Source organism: Roseburia hominis (genome assembly GCA_040702975.1).
GTDB lineage: Bacteria > Bacillota > Clostridia > Lachnospirales > Lachnospiraceae > Allocoprococcus > Allocoprococcus hominis_A.
The window spans coordinates 3,853,667-3,868,233 of the sequence record CP159990.1; the positions used below are offsets into that span (position 1 = coordinate 3,853,667).

13 protein-coding genes and 1 other annotated feature are annotated in these 14,567 nt (G+C 47.3%); all 13 genes read right to left on the minus strand.

Annotation, left to right across the window (positions count from 1 at the left end; genetic code table 11):
* Positions 1-12: 12 nt before the first annotated feature.
* A complete protein-coding gene (locus tag ABXS75_17815) occupies positions 13-3,888 on the minus strand; it encodes a DNA-directed RNA polymerase subunit beta (GenBank protein XCP84867.1) in 3,876 nt (1,291 codons plus the stop codon).
* Positions 3,889-4,168: 280 nt separating this feature from the next.
* Positions 4,169-4,543 (minus strand): 50S ribosomal protein L7/L12, encoded by a 375-nt coding sequence (gene rplL / locus ABXS75_17820; protein ID XCP84868.1) that lies wholly within the window; start codon positions 4,541-4,543, stop codon positions 4,169-4,171.
* A 74-nt stretch (positions 4,544-4,617) separates the two neighbouring features.
* Positions 4,618-5,151 carry a 50S ribosomal protein L10 gene (gene rplJ, locus ABXS75_17825; GenBank protein ID XCP84869.1) on the minus strand — a complete coding sequence of 178 codons (534 nt, stop codon included), beginning with the start codon at positions 5,149-5,151 and terminating at the stop codon, positions 4,618-4,620.
* Positions 5,152-5,185: 34 nt separating this feature from the next.
* Positions 5,186-5,326 (minus strand) — a sequence feature (ribosomal protein L10 leader region).
* Positions 5,327-5,638: 312 nt separating this feature from the next.
* On the minus strand, positions 5,639-6,331 hold the full coding sequence (rplA, locus tag ABXS75_17830; GenBank protein ID XCP84870.1) for a 50S ribosomal protein L1: 693 nt from the start codon (positions 6,329-6,331) through the stop codon (positions 5,639-5,641).
* A gap of 288 nt (positions 6,332-6,619) precedes the next feature.
* Complete coding sequence (gene rplK / locus ABXS75_17835; GenBank protein ID XCP84871.1) at positions 6,620-7,045, minus strand: 50S ribosomal protein L11; 426 nt, start codon at positions 7,043-7,045, stop codon at positions 6,620-6,622.
* A 66-nt stretch (positions 7,046-7,111) separates the two neighbouring features.
* On the minus strand, positions 7,112-7,627 hold the full coding sequence (gene nusG, locus ABXS75_17840; GenBank protein ID XCP84872.1) for a transcription termination/antitermination protein NusG: 516 nt from the start codon (positions 7,625-7,627) through the stop codon (positions 7,112-7,114).
* A 36-nt stretch (positions 7,628-7,663) separates the two neighbouring features.
* The gene (gene secE, locus ABXS75_17845) at positions 7,664-7,861 is read right to left on the minus strand and encodes a preprotein translocase subunit SecE (GenBank protein XCP84873.1); all 198 of its coding nucleotides are present in this window, start codon (positions 7,859-7,861) and stop codon (positions 7,664-7,666) included.
* Between the two features lie 22 nt (positions 7,862-7,883).
* On the minus strand, positions 7,884-8,033 hold the full coding sequence (gene rpmG, locus ABXS75_17850) for a 50S ribosomal protein L33 (protein ID XCP84874.1): 150 nt from the start codon (positions 8,031-8,033) through the stop codon (positions 7,884-7,886).
* 243 nt (positions 8,034-8,276) lie between these two features.
* A complete protein-coding gene (locus tag ABXS75_17855; GenBank protein ID XCP84875.1) occupies positions 8,277-9,602 on the minus strand; it encodes an MATE family efflux transporter in 1,326 nt (441 codons plus the stop codon).
* Positions 9,603-9,851: 249 nt separating this feature from the next.
* On the minus strand, positions 9,852-11,486 hold the full coding sequence (locus ABXS75_17860) for a PucR family transcriptional regulator (protein XCP84876.1): 1,635 nt from the start codon (positions 11,484-11,486) through the stop codon (positions 9,852-9,854).
* 91 nt (positions 11,487-11,577) lie between these two features.
* Positions 11,578-12,942 (minus strand): amidohydrolase, encoded by a 1,365-nt coding sequence (locus ABXS75_17865; protein XCP84877.1) that lies wholly within the window; start codon positions 12,940-12,942, stop codon positions 11,578-11,580.
* A 27-nt stretch (positions 12,943-12,969) separates the two neighbouring features.
* Positions 12,970-13,653 (minus strand): hypothetical protein, encoded by a 684-nt coding sequence (locus tag ABXS75_17870; protein ID XCP84878.1) that lies wholly within the window; start codon positions 13,651-13,653, stop codon positions 12,970-12,972.
* Positions 13,654-13,666: 13 nt separating this feature from the next.
* On the minus strand, positions 13,667-14,410 hold the full coding sequence (locus ABXS75_17875) for a DUF5058 family protein (GenBank protein ID XCP84879.1): 744 nt from the start codon (positions 14,408-14,410) through the stop codon (positions 13,667-13,669).
* Positions 14,411-14,567 lie beyond the last annotated feature (157 nt).

Sequence of the window (14,567 nt, forward strand, 5' to 3'; positions counted from 1 at the left end):
TCGGCATCCTCCCTATTCTAAGTCCATATCATCATCATAATCCGGTATATCGCCGTCATCGTACCCGTCGTCAAAATCCAGGTCGTCATCATCCGGCTCTTCTTCAATATCTACCAGCTCGCCATCCTCGAATTCCTGCTGGCTGTATCCGTGCTTACCATAGTCCTCACGGTCCTGATATCTTCTGTCACCTTCAATAATGTGGTTCAGATTCGTGTCGCCGTAATCCGAACTCTCCATAATCTCCACTTCCGTATTGTCATCGCGGAGTACACGTACATCCAGACCCAGAGACTGCAGCTCTTTTAAGAGCACCTTGAATGACTCCGGAATACCCGGTTCCGGAATATTCTCGCCCTTGATGATCGCTTCGTAGGTCTTCACACGTCCTACCACGTCGTCGGACTTCATGGTCAGGATCTCCTGCAAGGTGTAGGATGCACCATAGGCCTCCAGCGCCCATACCTCCATCTCACCGAAACGCTGACCACCGAACTGTGCTTTACCACCCAGCGGCTGCTGTGTAACCAGAGAGTACGGACCGGTAGAACGCGCATGGATCTTATCGTCTACCAGATGATGCAGTTTCAGGTAATGCATGTGTCCGATCGTTACCGGGCTGTCAAAATACTCGCCGGTACGTCCGTCACGCAGGCGGACCTTACCATCTCTGGAAATCGGCACGCCCTTCCAGAGTTCTCTGTGATCTCTGTTCTCATAGAGGTATTCCATTACCTCCGGGAGAAGTTCTTCTTTATGCTTCGCTTCAAACTCTTCCCATGACAGGTTGACATAGTCATTTGCCAGGTCCAGAGTATCCATGATATCATTCTCGTTCGCACCGTCAAATACCGGCGTTGCAACGTTAAATCCAAGTGCTTTTGCAGCAAGGCTTAAGTGAATCTCAAGTACCTGTCCGATATTCATACGGGAAGGCACGCCCAGCGGGTTCAGCACGATGTCAAGCGGACGTCCGTTCGGCAAGAACGGCATATCCTCTACCGGAAGCACACGGGAAACAACACCCTTGTTACCATGACGGCCGGCCATCTTGTCACCTACGGAGATCTTTCTCTTCTGTGCGATGTAGATACGCACTGCCTGATTCACTCCCGGAGACAGCTCGTCGCCGTTCTCTCTGGTAAATACCTTGGCCTCTACAACGATACCGTATTCTCCATGGGGAACCTTAAGGGAAGTATCTCTTACCTCCCGCGCCTTCTCACCGAAGATCGCACGGAGTAGTCTCTCCTCTGCTGTCAGCTCAGTCTCTCCCTTCGGAGTTACCTTACCTACCAGGATATCTCCGGCACGCACCTCAGCGCCAATACGGATAATACCTCTCTCGTCAAGATCTTTCAGCGCATCGTCTCCCACGCCGGGGATATCGCGGGTGATCTCCTCCGGTCCCAGCTTGGTATCACGGGACTCTGCCTCGTATTCTTCAATGTGTACGGAAGTGTAGACATCTTCCTGTACCAGTCTCTCGCTTAACAGTACCGCATCCTCGTAGTTATAACCCTCCCAGGTCATAAATCCGATCAGCGGGTTCTTGCCCAGAGCCATCTCTCCGTTAGAAGTAGACGGTCCGTCTGCAATGACCTGTCCTTCTTCCACACGCTCGCCCTTTACTACGATCGGTCTCTGATTGTAGCAGTTGCTCTGGTTACTTCTAAGGAACTTGGTCAGTTTATATGATTTTCTTGTCTTATCATCCTGTTTGATCACAATCTCAGAGGAAGTAGAGCGCTCTACCACACCTCCCTGCTCTGCCACGATACATACGCCGGAGTCGACCGCTGATTTCACTTCCATACCGGTTCCTACAACGGGAGCCTCGGTCATCAGAAGCGGTACGGCCTGACGCTGCATGTTCGATCCCATCAGCGCACGGTTCGCGTCGTCGTTCTCCAGAAACGGGATCAGGGCTGTCGCAACGGAGAACACCATCTTCGGAGAAACGTCCATGTAATCGAACATACTTCTCTCATATTCCTGTGTCTCTTCGCGATAACGACCGGATACGTTCTTACGGATAAAATGTCCTTCCGCGTCAAGCGCCTCGTTCGCCTGTGCTACATGGTAATTGTCCTCTTCGTCTGCGGTCATGTAGACTACTTCGTCTGTAACCACCGGATTCTTCGGATCTGTCTTATCTATCTTTCGGTACGGAGCCTCCACGAATCCGTACTCGTTAATTCTCGCGTAACATGCCAGAGAGTTGATAAGACCAATGTTCGGTCCCTCAGGAGTCTCGATCGGGCACATTCTTCCGTAGTGGGAATAATGTACGTCACGAACCTCGAATCCGGCTCTCTCTCTTGACAGACCGCCCGGTCCAAGTGCGGACAGACGTCTCTTGTGAGTAAGCTCGCCAAGCGGGTTGTTCTGGTCCATGAACTGGGACAGCTGAGAGGAACCAAAGAATTCCTTCACTGCCGCTGTTACCGGTTTGATGTTGATCAGAGACTGCGGAGAGATTCCTTCCAGATCCTGGGTCGTCATTCTCTCTCTTACCACTCTCTCCAATCTGGACAGACCGATTCTGTACTGGTTCTGCAGAAGTTCTCCCACGGAACGAATACGACGGTTTCCCAAATGGTCAATATCATCATCATTTCCCATGCCATATTCCAGATGCATGTTATAGTTAATGGAAGCAAAAATATCTTCCTTCGTAATGTGCTTCGGAATCAGTTCATGGATATTTCTGCGGATCGCGTCTTTCATCTCATCGATATCTCCGCCTGTCTCCTCCAAAATAGAAGCCAGTACCGGATAATATACAAGCTCTGTCACGCCCACTTCCTTCGGGTCAATATCCACAACTGCTCTCAAATCTACCATCATGCTTGACAGCACTTTGATATCGCGTTCTCCCTCTTCACGCTCGATCCATACATACGGTACGGCCGCATTCTGAATCGCATCTGCCAGTTCTCTGGTAACAGCTATGCCTTTTTCGGCTACCACTTCACCGGTGATAGCACTTACCACATCATCAGCCAGTACCTGTCCGCAGATACGGTTTCTGAGAAGGAGCTTCTTATTAAATTTGTAACGTCCGACCTTGGCAAGATCATAACGTCTCGGGTCAAAGAACATGCTGGTGATCAGGCTCTCCGCACTATCCACTGCCAGCGGCTCACCCGGACGGATCTTTTTATACAGCTCTAACAGACCTTCCTGATAATTCTCAGCAGTGTCCTTGGAAAAACTTGCAAGAATCTTCGGCTCTTCACCGAACAATTCCAGAATCTCCGCATTGGTTCCCACGCCAAGCGCACGAATCAAAACCGTGATCGGCACCTTCCTTGTTCTATCAACTCTTACATAGAAAACGTCATTGGAGTCTGTCTCGTATTCCAGCCATGCGCCTCGGTTCGGAATAACTGTACAGGAATATAACTCTTTACCAATCTTGTCATGCGTGATCGCATAATAAATACCGGGCGAACGTACCAGCTGACTTACGATAACACGCTCCGCACCATTAATTACGAAAGTGCCTGTCTTGGTCATCAAAGGCAAATCACCCATGAATATCTCATGTTCATTAATCTCATCTGTTTCCTTATTGCGAAGTCTCACACGCACCTTAAGCGGGGCTGCATAAGTTGCATCCCTCTTCTTGCACTCGTCGATTGAGTACTTCACCTCGTCTTCGCACAATTTAAAATCCACGAAATCCAGGCTCAGATTACCGCTGTAATCAGTAATCGGCGAAATGTCATCAAACACTTCATTTAATCCTTTGTCCAGGAACCACTGGTAGGAATCCTTCTGAACTTCGATCAGGTTCGGCATTTGGAGCACTTCTTTTTGTCTGGAATAACTCATGCGCATGCTTTTTCCGGTTGTGATGGGACGAATTCTGTTTTTCTCCATTGACGTTTCACTCCTTATATAATTAATTTTCGGGTTATCTCCGCCTATCATTAGGGCGCACTTATGGCGTAAGTGTCCACAATAGCGCATTTTTTAGTTTATCATAGCCTTTTCGGGGTTGTCAAGGACTTTTTCAAAAAGTTTATGCATTGTTTTCTCAATTAGTTTTAGAAATGTTTTCATAAATTGGATGGAATTGGTATTTTCCTACGAAATAAAAAAGGATGCCAATGCAACACCTGCATGGCATCCCCCTATGGATTCATTATGATAAGCCAAATTACTTAACGTTAACTTCTGCACCCTCAGCTTCAAGTTTAGCCTTGATCTCCTCAGCCTCTGCCTTGGAAACAGCCTCTTTAACTGTCTTCGGAGCCTCGTCAACGAGTGCCTTAGCTTCCTTAAGTCCAAGTCCGGTAATCTCACGAACAACTTTGATTACTTTAACCTTAGAAGCGCCTGCTGCTACTAATTCAACATCGAATTCAGTCTTTTCTTCTTCTGCCGGAGCGTCTGCGCCTGCTGCTGCAACTACAACGCCTGCTGCTGCAGATACACCAAATTCTTCTTCACATGCTTTAACTAATTCATTTAATTCTAATACAGATAATTCTTTGATAGCTTCAATAAATTCTGCTGTTGTTAATTTTGCCATTTTATTTTCCTCCATTTGATTTTTGTTTTAATAAAGTGAACTTCACTTTGACTTTAAAATATTCCGTTTCTGAATTACTCAGCTGCCGGAGCTTCCTCTACAGCCTCTGCTGCCTCAGCCGGAGCGCCGTTCTGTTCTGCGATCTGATTAAGAACGCGGGCCAGGTTGGTGATCGGTGACTGTAAGCTTCCAAGTAATTTGGACAAGAGTTCTTCTCTGGACGGAATCTGTGATAATGCATTCACGCCGTCAGCATCGTAAACTGAGCCTTCAACCACACCAGCTTTTACTTCAAGAGCCTTAGCTGTCTTTGCGAACTTGCAGATGATTCTTGCCGGAGCCGTTGCATCGTCTTTAGAAATAGCGATAGCGTTCGGTCCTTCCAGATATTCGTCAAGCTGTGCAAAATCTGTTCCTTCAAAAGCTCTCTTCATCATTGTGTTTTTGCAGACTTTGTAGATCACACCAGCTTCTCTTAACTGTTTACGAAGTTCTGTATCTTCTGCAACAGTTAATCCGCGGTAGTCAACCAGCACGATTGACTGAGCGTCTGTGATATCATCCACGATTGCCTGTACGATTGGTTGTTTTAATTCAACTTTTGCCACGAATAGTGCACCTCCTTATAGTATTTATGAGCTGCCTGGAATAAAAAAATCCCCTTGTCCAAAAGACAGGGAGACGCATAAATTCATCATATCTCGAATTTGTTCTTCCTCGGTAGGCGTTTTAATCCTTACGCTTTTCAGCACCTACTGTCTCTGGCAGTTACTTGAGTATAGTAGCATATCTATGTTTACATGTCAATATATTTTTTAAAAAATGTGCTTTTTAATATTCTCTGCGTGCGAGCCAGTTACATAGCAGCGACTTCTTTTCTACGAGTCGCACATTGTTACCTCCATACGGCTTTCCTTTACCCATAGAGCAGTTTCACCTTACAAAGTGCATTTTGTCCAAAGAACGTACAGCACCTTCCTCGCCGAGATGAACGTCCACTGGACGTTCACTCAGGTATGCTTGGCAATAAAGCAAAAACTCCCCGCAGAATAATCCACAGGGAGTTCATCAAACATGGCTTTTTAATCTAAGCGATTAAACCAGCTTCATCGGGTTGAGCTTCACGCCCGGTCCCATTGTAGAAGTAAGGGTCACACTCTTTAAGAACTGACCTTTTACTGCTGCCGGTCTTGCTTTATTAATAGCGTCCATAAGCGTCTGGAAGTTGTCCGCTAACTGCTCTTCAGTGAAAGAAGCTTTTCCTAATGGCACGTGGATAATGTTGGTCTTATCCAATCTGTACTCAATCTTACCAGCTTTGATATCGTTGATTGCTTTGGTAACATCCATGGTTACGGTACCAGCCTTCGGGTTCGGCATTAAGCCCTTCGGTCCAAGTACACGTCCCAGACGTCCTACGATACCCATCATGTCCGGTGTAGCAACAACAACATCAAATTCGAACCAGTTCTCATTCTGGATCTTCGGTACCAGTTCAGCTCCGCCTACGTAATCTGCTCCTGCTGCTTTAGCTTCCTCAGCCTTAGCATCCTTAGCAAATACAAGGATACGAACTTTTTTACCGGTTCCGTGCGGCAGTACAACTGCGCCACGGATCTGCTGGTCAGCGTGACGTCCGTCACAGCCTGTTCTGACATGAGCTTCGATTGTTTCGTCAAATTTAGCATTCGCACACTTCTTAACCAGTGCGATTGCTTCTGCTTTATCATAAAGAACGCTTCTGTCCACCTGTTTTGCGTTCTCTACATATTTCTTTCCTCTTTTCATGTTAATACCTCCTAGTGGTAATTACGGGATGTCCCTCCCACGTTTTTGTTTACAGTTCAAGTTGCTTTCTTAAGGAAGTTCTCTTCGCTAACCTCATCCTTCGCCTGCGGCTCGGATTCGCTAATCTCAGAGAACGGCCTCGCACTAGGCTCGAAAATACCTCGCCAAGTTGCTTTCTTAAGGAAGTTCTCTTCGCTAACCTCATCTTTCGCCTGCGGCTCGGATTCGCTAATCTCAGAGAACGGCCTCGCACTAGGCTCGAAAATACCTCGCCAAGTTGCTTTCGGCCTACTCTACAACAGTTACGCCCATGCTTCGGCAGGTTCCTTCGATCATGCTCATGGCTGCCTCTACGGATGCTGCGTTCAGATCCGGCAGTTTAAGCTCTGCGATCTCTTTTACCTGAGCTTTGGTGATCTTTGCAACTTTGGTCTTGTTCGGTACGCCTGAACCGGACTTAAGGCCACATGCCTTCTTGATCAGAACTGCTGCCGGCGGTGTCTTTGTGATGAAGCTGAAGCTTCTGTCACTGTAAACAGTGATAACAACAGGAATGATCAGGTCGCCCTGGTCTGCTGTTCTTGCGTTGAACTGCTTCGTAAATTCAACGATATTTACACCGTGCTGTCCAAGTGCCGGACCAACCGGTGGTGCCGGAGTTGCCTTTCCGGCCGGAATCTGTAATTTGATATAACCTGAAACTTTTTTTGCCATTTTAAAGTACCTCCTTGTGGTATTTGCGGGGATTTCCCTCCCACGTGTTCTTTGCCTTGCATAAAGCTACATTTTTTTGACTTCTGCGAAACTGATTTCTACCGGCGTTTCGCGGCCGAACAGTTCAACATTGATCGTCAGGCTCTGCTTCTGTGGATTAATAGACTGGACAACACCGACTGTGCCTTCCCAGGCTCCGGCAGTAACCGTTACGGTATCGCCTTCCTCATAAGCAACGACTATATTCTCTTTGTGGATACCAAGCGGTTCCATCTCAGCTTCCGTAAGCGGAACAGGTTTGGACCCGGGACCTACGAAGCCTGTCACGCCTCTGGTATTGCGGACAACGTACCAGGTATCGTCATTCATGATCATATGAATCAGAACATAGCCCGGGAACAGCTTCTTCTGCGCAGCCTTCTGCACCCCGTTCTTCAGTTCCACGACTTCCTGCATCGGTACGCGCACCTCAAGAATCTCTTCTTCCAGATGGCGGTTCTCGATCGTCTTGTCAATGTTTGCCTTTACTTTGTTCTCATACCCGGAATAGGTATGAACCACATACCATTTTGCTTCTGCCATAAAATCACCTTTCCTGCGTCATCATTTATCAGTATCTTATCTAACCAATAAATCAATTCCGAATTTCACAAGGATATCAGCGATCGTGATGATAGCCCCTAAAATAACGGAAACGGATACGACTGCCGCCGTCTGCTTGGCAAGTGTGGTTTTGTCTGGCCAGATTATCTTCTTAAACTCTGCTTTCAGTCCTTTGAAAAAAGGCGTCTTGCTCGTTTCTTTAGAATCTCCCATAACATTCACTTCCCTTCAGCGACTATTTCGTCTCTTTGTGCACTGTGTGTGATTTGCAGAATCTACAATACTTCTTCGTCTCCATACGCTCAGGATGAGATTTCTTATCCTTCGTCATGTTGTAGTTACGATGTTTGCATTCTGTACATTCCAGAGTAATTCTTGTACGCACAACTTCCACCTCGCTTTTATGTTCTTATTTTCAGTTACACGACAGCTTGCGAGGCTGTCACCAGAGTTCTGTATAGGAACTCCAGGGTGTTAAAAATAGGCATAAAAAAAAGACCTATACTTCCATTCGCTAGGATAGAATACCATACCTGGCCGCTAAAGTCAAGGTCTTTCTTTCAGCTTGTCTCTTTTCTTTTCCTACTATTTTATAAAAGCTATTTTATAAAAGCACGCGTCTCTGTGATTATTTTATCTGCAAACGCATCACCGCAAACGCGACTCCTGCCGTCACTACCTCAGTGATCCAGAACGCATTCCAGGCCCCCACAGGTCCCCAGATTCTGCTTAACGCAAACGCCACCGGGATAATGACCACAATATACCGTGACAGTGAAATTGCCAGAGACGGCGCCCCTTTTCCGAGCCCTTCAAGCGCACCGGAAGCGGTCACGGAAACCGCAGAAATAATAAATCCGGCGCTGATGATCCGCAGTGCCGTCTGTCCCGCCAGAATCGTCTCCTGATTCTCCGTGAACAGACCGATCAGCTGCCCCGGAATCGCAAGACAGATCACCGTTCCCACCGCCATGATCGCACCGCACAGCCCAATCGTCATATAATAGATCTGTTTTACCCTCTTTTTCTCTCCCGCGCCGTAATTGTAACCGATCACCGGGCGCATGCCCTGGATAATCCCGCTTGCCGGCAGATAGAGGAATGTCTGCAGCTTATAGTAAATCCCCAGGATCACTACATAAATCTGCGAATATTCAGAAAGGATCGCATTAAAAGCCGAGATCAATACGGACGGAAGCGCCAGATTCAAAATCGCCGGTACCCCGATCGCATAGAGCTTCCTGTCAATCCCCCCGTTTCGCACGAAATATTTTTTCCTGATCCGCACGCGAATCGGACGCGCCGTATAGACGACCAGGTGAACAGCGGTCGACACCACCTGACCGATTCCGGTAGCAAGCGCCGCCCCGCTGATTCCCATAGCCGGGAATGGACCGAGCCCAAAAATCATGATCGGATCCAAAATAATATTTGTAATACACCCTGCCAGCATACTCACCATACCGACCTTCATCTTTCCTACTGCCTGAAAGACCTTCTCAAAATACAGACATAATGCAAGTACCGGAGAAAATGCAAAGACGATTCTTGAATATTTCATTCCAAGATCCACCACCTGCTCCGCCGATGTAAATCTTCCGAGAAATGCAGGCATCACCGCAATAGAACCTATCATCATCACGATTCCGTGTGTCAGAGACAGCACCAGCCCGTGTACTGCCGTGATATTTGCCTTCTCCTCATCATCCGCCCCCAGATAAAATGCGATCACTGCGTTGATTCCTATTCCAAAACCGATCGCCACCGCACTCACAAAATTCTGGACCGGGAAGACCAAAGAAAGCGCAGTCATCGCGTCCTCGCTGATCTTCGCCACGAAAAAGCTGTCGACAATATTGTATAAAGAATTCACGAGCATCGATATTACCATCGGAAGCGCCATGGACGTAATGAGCGGTAAGATCGGCTTCTCTTTCATAAACGTTTCATTCATGCTTCATTCCTCCTTATTTCCATGATAAATACTGTCTGGCCTCCATCCCTATATGCCGGCAGCTAAAAAACGGCCACCGGTCGTTTTTGCCGTATGCCTGACAGCAAAAAACCACACAATTACAAAAAGTAATTGTGTGGCGAAAAATGGATAGACCAGAAAAATCCACATTTGTTTTTATACTCCTGATGCTAACATCAAACAGCCTGCTTGTCAAGTTCCCTTTCCCAGGAAACTCCAACGCACCCGCTACAAATTCAGGAATTGCAGCAGCATCTCAACCTTAAGCCTGGCAATCCGATCCTCTAACGGCAGATCAAGGATCTCCCTTAATCTGCTGATTCTTTTTCGGATCGTGTTGATATGAACATACATTTTCTCCGCCGTGACGCTGTAATTCATATTATTTTCCAAATACACCTTCAGCGTCTTCAAAAGCTCTCTGTTCTTCTCGTCCTGCATTAGCAGACGGTACTGGCTCAGCATAACTTCCAGTTCCTCCTCCTGGATGTCGAACCACGCATAAGGTCCCAGCATCTCATAATCCCAGATCCGATTCTGCGGAAACAACTGTCGTCCCATCTTCAGCACCTTCTGGCACCTCTGCACACTCTTTTTCAGGGACAGCAGATTGCTCTCCTCACGGTAAATAGCAAACTCCAGCTCCATACCGCCGCATTTTTCTTTTATCTTCTGCCTGAACTCTTCCAGAAGACCGCTTAAATATTCCAGACTGCAAGTAGATTTTTCCTGAATATCCCAAAGGATCAGGCCGTTACTTTCGTCAAGAAATGCCATCTTCCCGTATTTGGAAACGCCGCTGTCCTGAAACGCCCGCACAAAATTCTTCCGCTCATCCCGGGCGTTTACCGTCTCATCCCCGGTCTGGGAAAACAACATGCAGATATACTTTTTAGACATGGATATCCCATGCTGGCTCGCCTGATAAATCAGCCTTTCTTTGTCTTCCTCATCATAATTCAGTGCGAACAATATAAAGTTCTCAAACCCGATATTCCCAACGCTTTGCGCGACCATAATCTGTTCATATACGGATTGCAGCTCCAGAAAGGCAATCCGTATAGAATACTCGTCACAATAATCCAGAAACTCCTTCGACTCCATTACCACAAAAAACGCCTGCGTCACATCGTTCATGATAATCGGAATCAGCACCCAGCTGATTCTGGGACCATCGGGATTCTTCGGATCGATCAGCCGATACCGGATCATATGCATATGCTCGCACAAGGTATGCCTGGTATACTCCATAGAAGGCTTCCAGTAATCCTCGTCTCTCAGATGAAAGGACTCCGAAATCCTCCTGAAATTAGCCGAACTATAGTAGGAGCTTTCCTCATTTACATCGTACAGAAACGCCGGGAAACTCATCTCCGCTTCCACCGCCTGCAGGATCTTTTTGATCTTTCTTTCCTTAAAACTCAGATTCGTAAGCTGAAACACACTGTCATTCTGAATACGAAACCGCTTAAATGCCTGGTTCATCACAGCCACATTTACCTGATTGATGACTTCCATAAACGCGATCTCAAAGGGCATACTGATCAGCGGCACATCGTACTTATCAAAGAGCGCAATGACGTGCTCCGGAATCGTATCGATATAACGCCCTCTTTTTATCATCAGCCCGGCCGATAACTGTGCCGTTCCCTCCAGGAAATTCTGCTCCAGACAGTGCGGTTCCTTTGACAGGGCATACCCCGAAGTTATGATCAGTTCCTTCCCTTTCGTCCACCTGAGCGCGTCGGGTGCGTCCATGACCGCAACTCCCTGCACCTCCTTGGATATTCCCTTTCTTCCCGCCACAATATAAAAATCCTTAAAAAATTCCTGCGCCAATAGTTGATACAATGCTATTCCCATCTTCATTCCATCCTTTGTAATGAAAACAAGTGTAACATCCCCCCTGACTTCCTGTCAAGAAATTGATATTACACTCATTTTTCTCATCTTCCTATGCCTCATACATTGGTGCGTAGTGATCCTTCTTTTCCTCAAATTCCTTCAATATCGCTTCTCTTTCTTCCGGTTTGTTATAAAGATCATATGCAATTCCCGCAATCACCTGTGCCGCGCTAAGTGCGCCTTTTTCACCCAACGCGCTGCCCGCTGCAGCAGTCGCCTGCCAGGTATGCGGCGCTACCCCTGCCGGCCAGCAGGAAGTAGAGATCACGCACATCGGCATCAAGTGGCTGATATCTCCACTGTCCGAAGACGCGGTCAAAGGATTCACCTGATACAGATTTCTTGAACTTAATTTCCACGCCATTGGTTTTCCTTCCGTCTCGTAAAGCTTCTGGGCCTTATCGGCGTCCATCTTAGGCACCGTGTCGACCAGTCTCTGGGCAAAGGCCATCTCTTCTTCATCAAAGACAGGCAGCTCGGCTTCCTTCATATTCTGATACGCAAGATCCCCGTAAGCATGATTTTCCTGCATCTCGCAGCAGCCATAATCCACTTTCATCTCAACCGTCGTCTCGGTCATGAGTGCAGCGCCTTGGGCCACCTTGCCTACTCGTTCCAGGATTTCCTTTACGTCCGTCATGTAAGGCGCCCGCACATAATACCAGGAGCCCGCTCTTGGCGGTACGATATTGGGCGCAAACCCGCCGCTGTCCGTGGTATAATGAATTCTCGCTTTCGAGGTCACATGCTCCCGCAGATAATTCACCCCTACGTTCATCAGTTCCACTGCATCCAGCGCACTTCTTCCAAGCTCCGGCGCAAATGCTGCGTGGGAACTTCTTCCCTTGAACTCAAAATGCGCCGATGCACTTGCCAGATACCCGCTGTCATATACCATATTAGCACTCATTGGATGCCAGCTGATGGCAAAATCACAGCCATCAAACATATGGTAATACGCCATTTTCACCTTGCCACAGAGAAGTTCTTCCTCCGGGCAGCCATAGAACCGCACGGTCCCGCTGACTTTTTCCGCTTCCAGATACCGTTTTACCGCAATCGCACCGATCGCCGCTGCCGATCCGAGCAGATTATGTCCGCAGCCATGCCCCGGTCCGCCCTCCACGATCGGCTCCTTGGCATCTGTTACCTTCTGTGATAATCCGGGAAGCGCATCATACTCTCCCATAATAGCGATCATCGGTTTTCCCGACCCGTACTCTGCATAAAATGCATGTTCCAAATGTTCTTCATTGACGATCCTGAATCCCTCATCACCCAGAAGTTTTCTGAAATAATCAGCAGACTCTTTTTCCGTTCCTCCGACCTCTGGCCTTTCCCAGATGGTTCTGCAAGTGGACTGAAGCAGGGATTCCATTTTTTTCACTTCATTATGAAGCTCTTTCTTTCCCATTTTCATTTCTTCCTTTCGGCTCAAGATTTATTTATTATTTGACAGAGTTGCGATACCTACTGCAATACTGATAAATACGCAGCCTAATGTTCCAAGCCAGTTCGATGCTCCCGGAAGCCAGTTAAATACTCCCATACCGATTGCAAAATAAAGTGCAAATGCGATAACGACCATGATCACGCTGTGTTTGATCATCTTCATACCGAACTGAACCAACAGCGCGCCGAAAAGTGCCGGAAGCAGATAATTCAGAGCTGCCTTCACACTATCCGGAAGCATGGCAAGTACGGATGTACCCAGAATCGCACCAATCGTAAGCACGGACACGTTAATGATGATGGACACTGCCATACCAAGGGTCGCGATAATAGAACCTTTTTCTGTACCCGGCTCCACATCTGCCGCTACCTGCGCCATACTCGCACAGGGAATTCTCATATTGGAAATATTTCCTGACAGGAAAGCCATGTAGGTTCCCGCCGGCCCTACTACCGGGAAATAAGAAATCGGCTCAACAAACCACAATACTCCAAATGCACTGGCGCCGCTGATAAATGCAGTGAGAAGCGCTGCCGGCTTCGGAACGATACCATATACAACCGCCAGCACAAGCGCTGGGGTAAATGCAACCAGAACTCCCAGATATCCGGTTAATTTTCCTATTTTATTTACCTGGGGCATATACTCGTCTTTATAAAAATTGCCATTCATCTTCTCTTCCTCCTTATATAAGCGCTGTGATAATCATCGCGCCAAGAATCGTAATGGTAAGTGACCATTCTTTCAGCCAGCCGATATTTTTCTTATTCGCAATCTGAGTCAGAATGAACATGATCACGGCGCCTAAGATACATGCCATCAGGTTATGCCATGAAGATGACATCGCTGCCGCATCGGCTTTCTGTAACATGGAATAGAATGGCTTGGACAGGTGGCTTGCACACATAGCGGAAAATACACCGATAATTGCCGCAGAGGCGATCGTTGTCAGCGTACCCGCATTTCCCTTGGAAAGCTTATGCTCGATCTTGTCCATCTTATTTGCTGCAAATGTAGAGAACAGCACCCAGCCTATGGAACATAATATCATAGTCCAGACTGCCATGCCAAGCGCTTCGCCCGTCATTGCATCTGTCCCCAGTGTCACGCCTACCGCAGAAGTACCAAGACCTGCCGCGATGGACTCAAACATAACGGAACCGATCATGGAAAGACGCATCCAGCCCACCGGTCCTCCTACCGTTACCAATAAAGAAAGCATACCGCTAAGCACCACGATAGATGGTCCGATCGAAGTAACAGCACTGCTCTTCATCGCCTTCTTCATCTTCTCATCAGAAAGTCCCACTTTCTTTCCGGCGCTATACGCCCCCTTTGCAAAAAGAACCGCCTGAATCACTACGAACACTACCGGAATTCCACAGGCGATCCACATAGGCAATCCATTTGCGATCTGCATTACATCCATTTTTGTCTCCTCCTTTTTATAACTTCTCTCTATAAGTGTTATTAATAATCATACCTGTTCGCGGAAACAGTAGAAATAAAAAAAAGTTCACTTTTCTTCTCATTTCCCTGCACAGTGAATATTATTTCACTTTTTTTCCGTATTTTTTGTACAAATC

Coding starts and splice junctions, on each gene's coding strand:
- ABXS75_17875 (XCP84879.1), bottom strand. CDS start 14,410: ATGGATGTAATGCAGATCGCAAATGGATTGCCTATGTGGATCGCCTGT.
- ABXS75_17860 (XCP84876.1), bottom strand. CDS start 11,486: ATGGGAATAGCATTGTATCAACTATTGGCGCAGGAATTTTTTAAGGAT.
- rplA (XCP84870.1), bottom strand. CDS start 6,331: ATGAAAAGAGGAAAGAAATATGTAGAGAACGCAAAACAGGTGGACAGA.
- rplL (XCP84868.1), bottom strand. CDS start 4,543: ATGGCAAAATTAACAACAGCAGAATTTATTGAAGCTATCAAAGAATTA.
- ABXS75_17855 (XCP84875.1), bottom strand. CDS start 9,602: ATGAATGAAACGTTTATGAAAGAGAAGCCGATCTTACCGCTCATTACG.
- rplK (XCP84871.1), bottom strand. CDS start 7,045: ATGGCAAAAAAAGTTTCAGGTTATATCAAATTACAGATTCCGGCCGGA.
- ABXS75_17815 (XCP84867.1), bottom strand. CDS start 3,888: ATGGAGAAAAACAGAATTCGTCCCATCACAACCGGAAAAAGCATGCGC.
- ABXS75_17865 (XCP84877.1), bottom strand. CDS start 12,942: ATGGGAAAGAAAGAGCTTCATAATGAAGTGAAAAAAATGGAATCCCTG.
- nusG (XCP84872.1), bottom strand. CDS start 7,627: ATGGCAGAAGCAAAATGGTATGTGGTTCATACCTATTCCGGGTATGAG.
- ABXS75_17870 (XCP84878.1), bottom strand. CDS start 13,653: ATGAATGGCAATTTTTATAAAGACGAGTATATGCCCCAGGTAAATAAA.
- secE (XCP84873.1), bottom strand. CDS start 7,861: ATGGGAGATTCTAAAGAAACGAGCAAGACGCCTTTTTTCAAAGGACTG.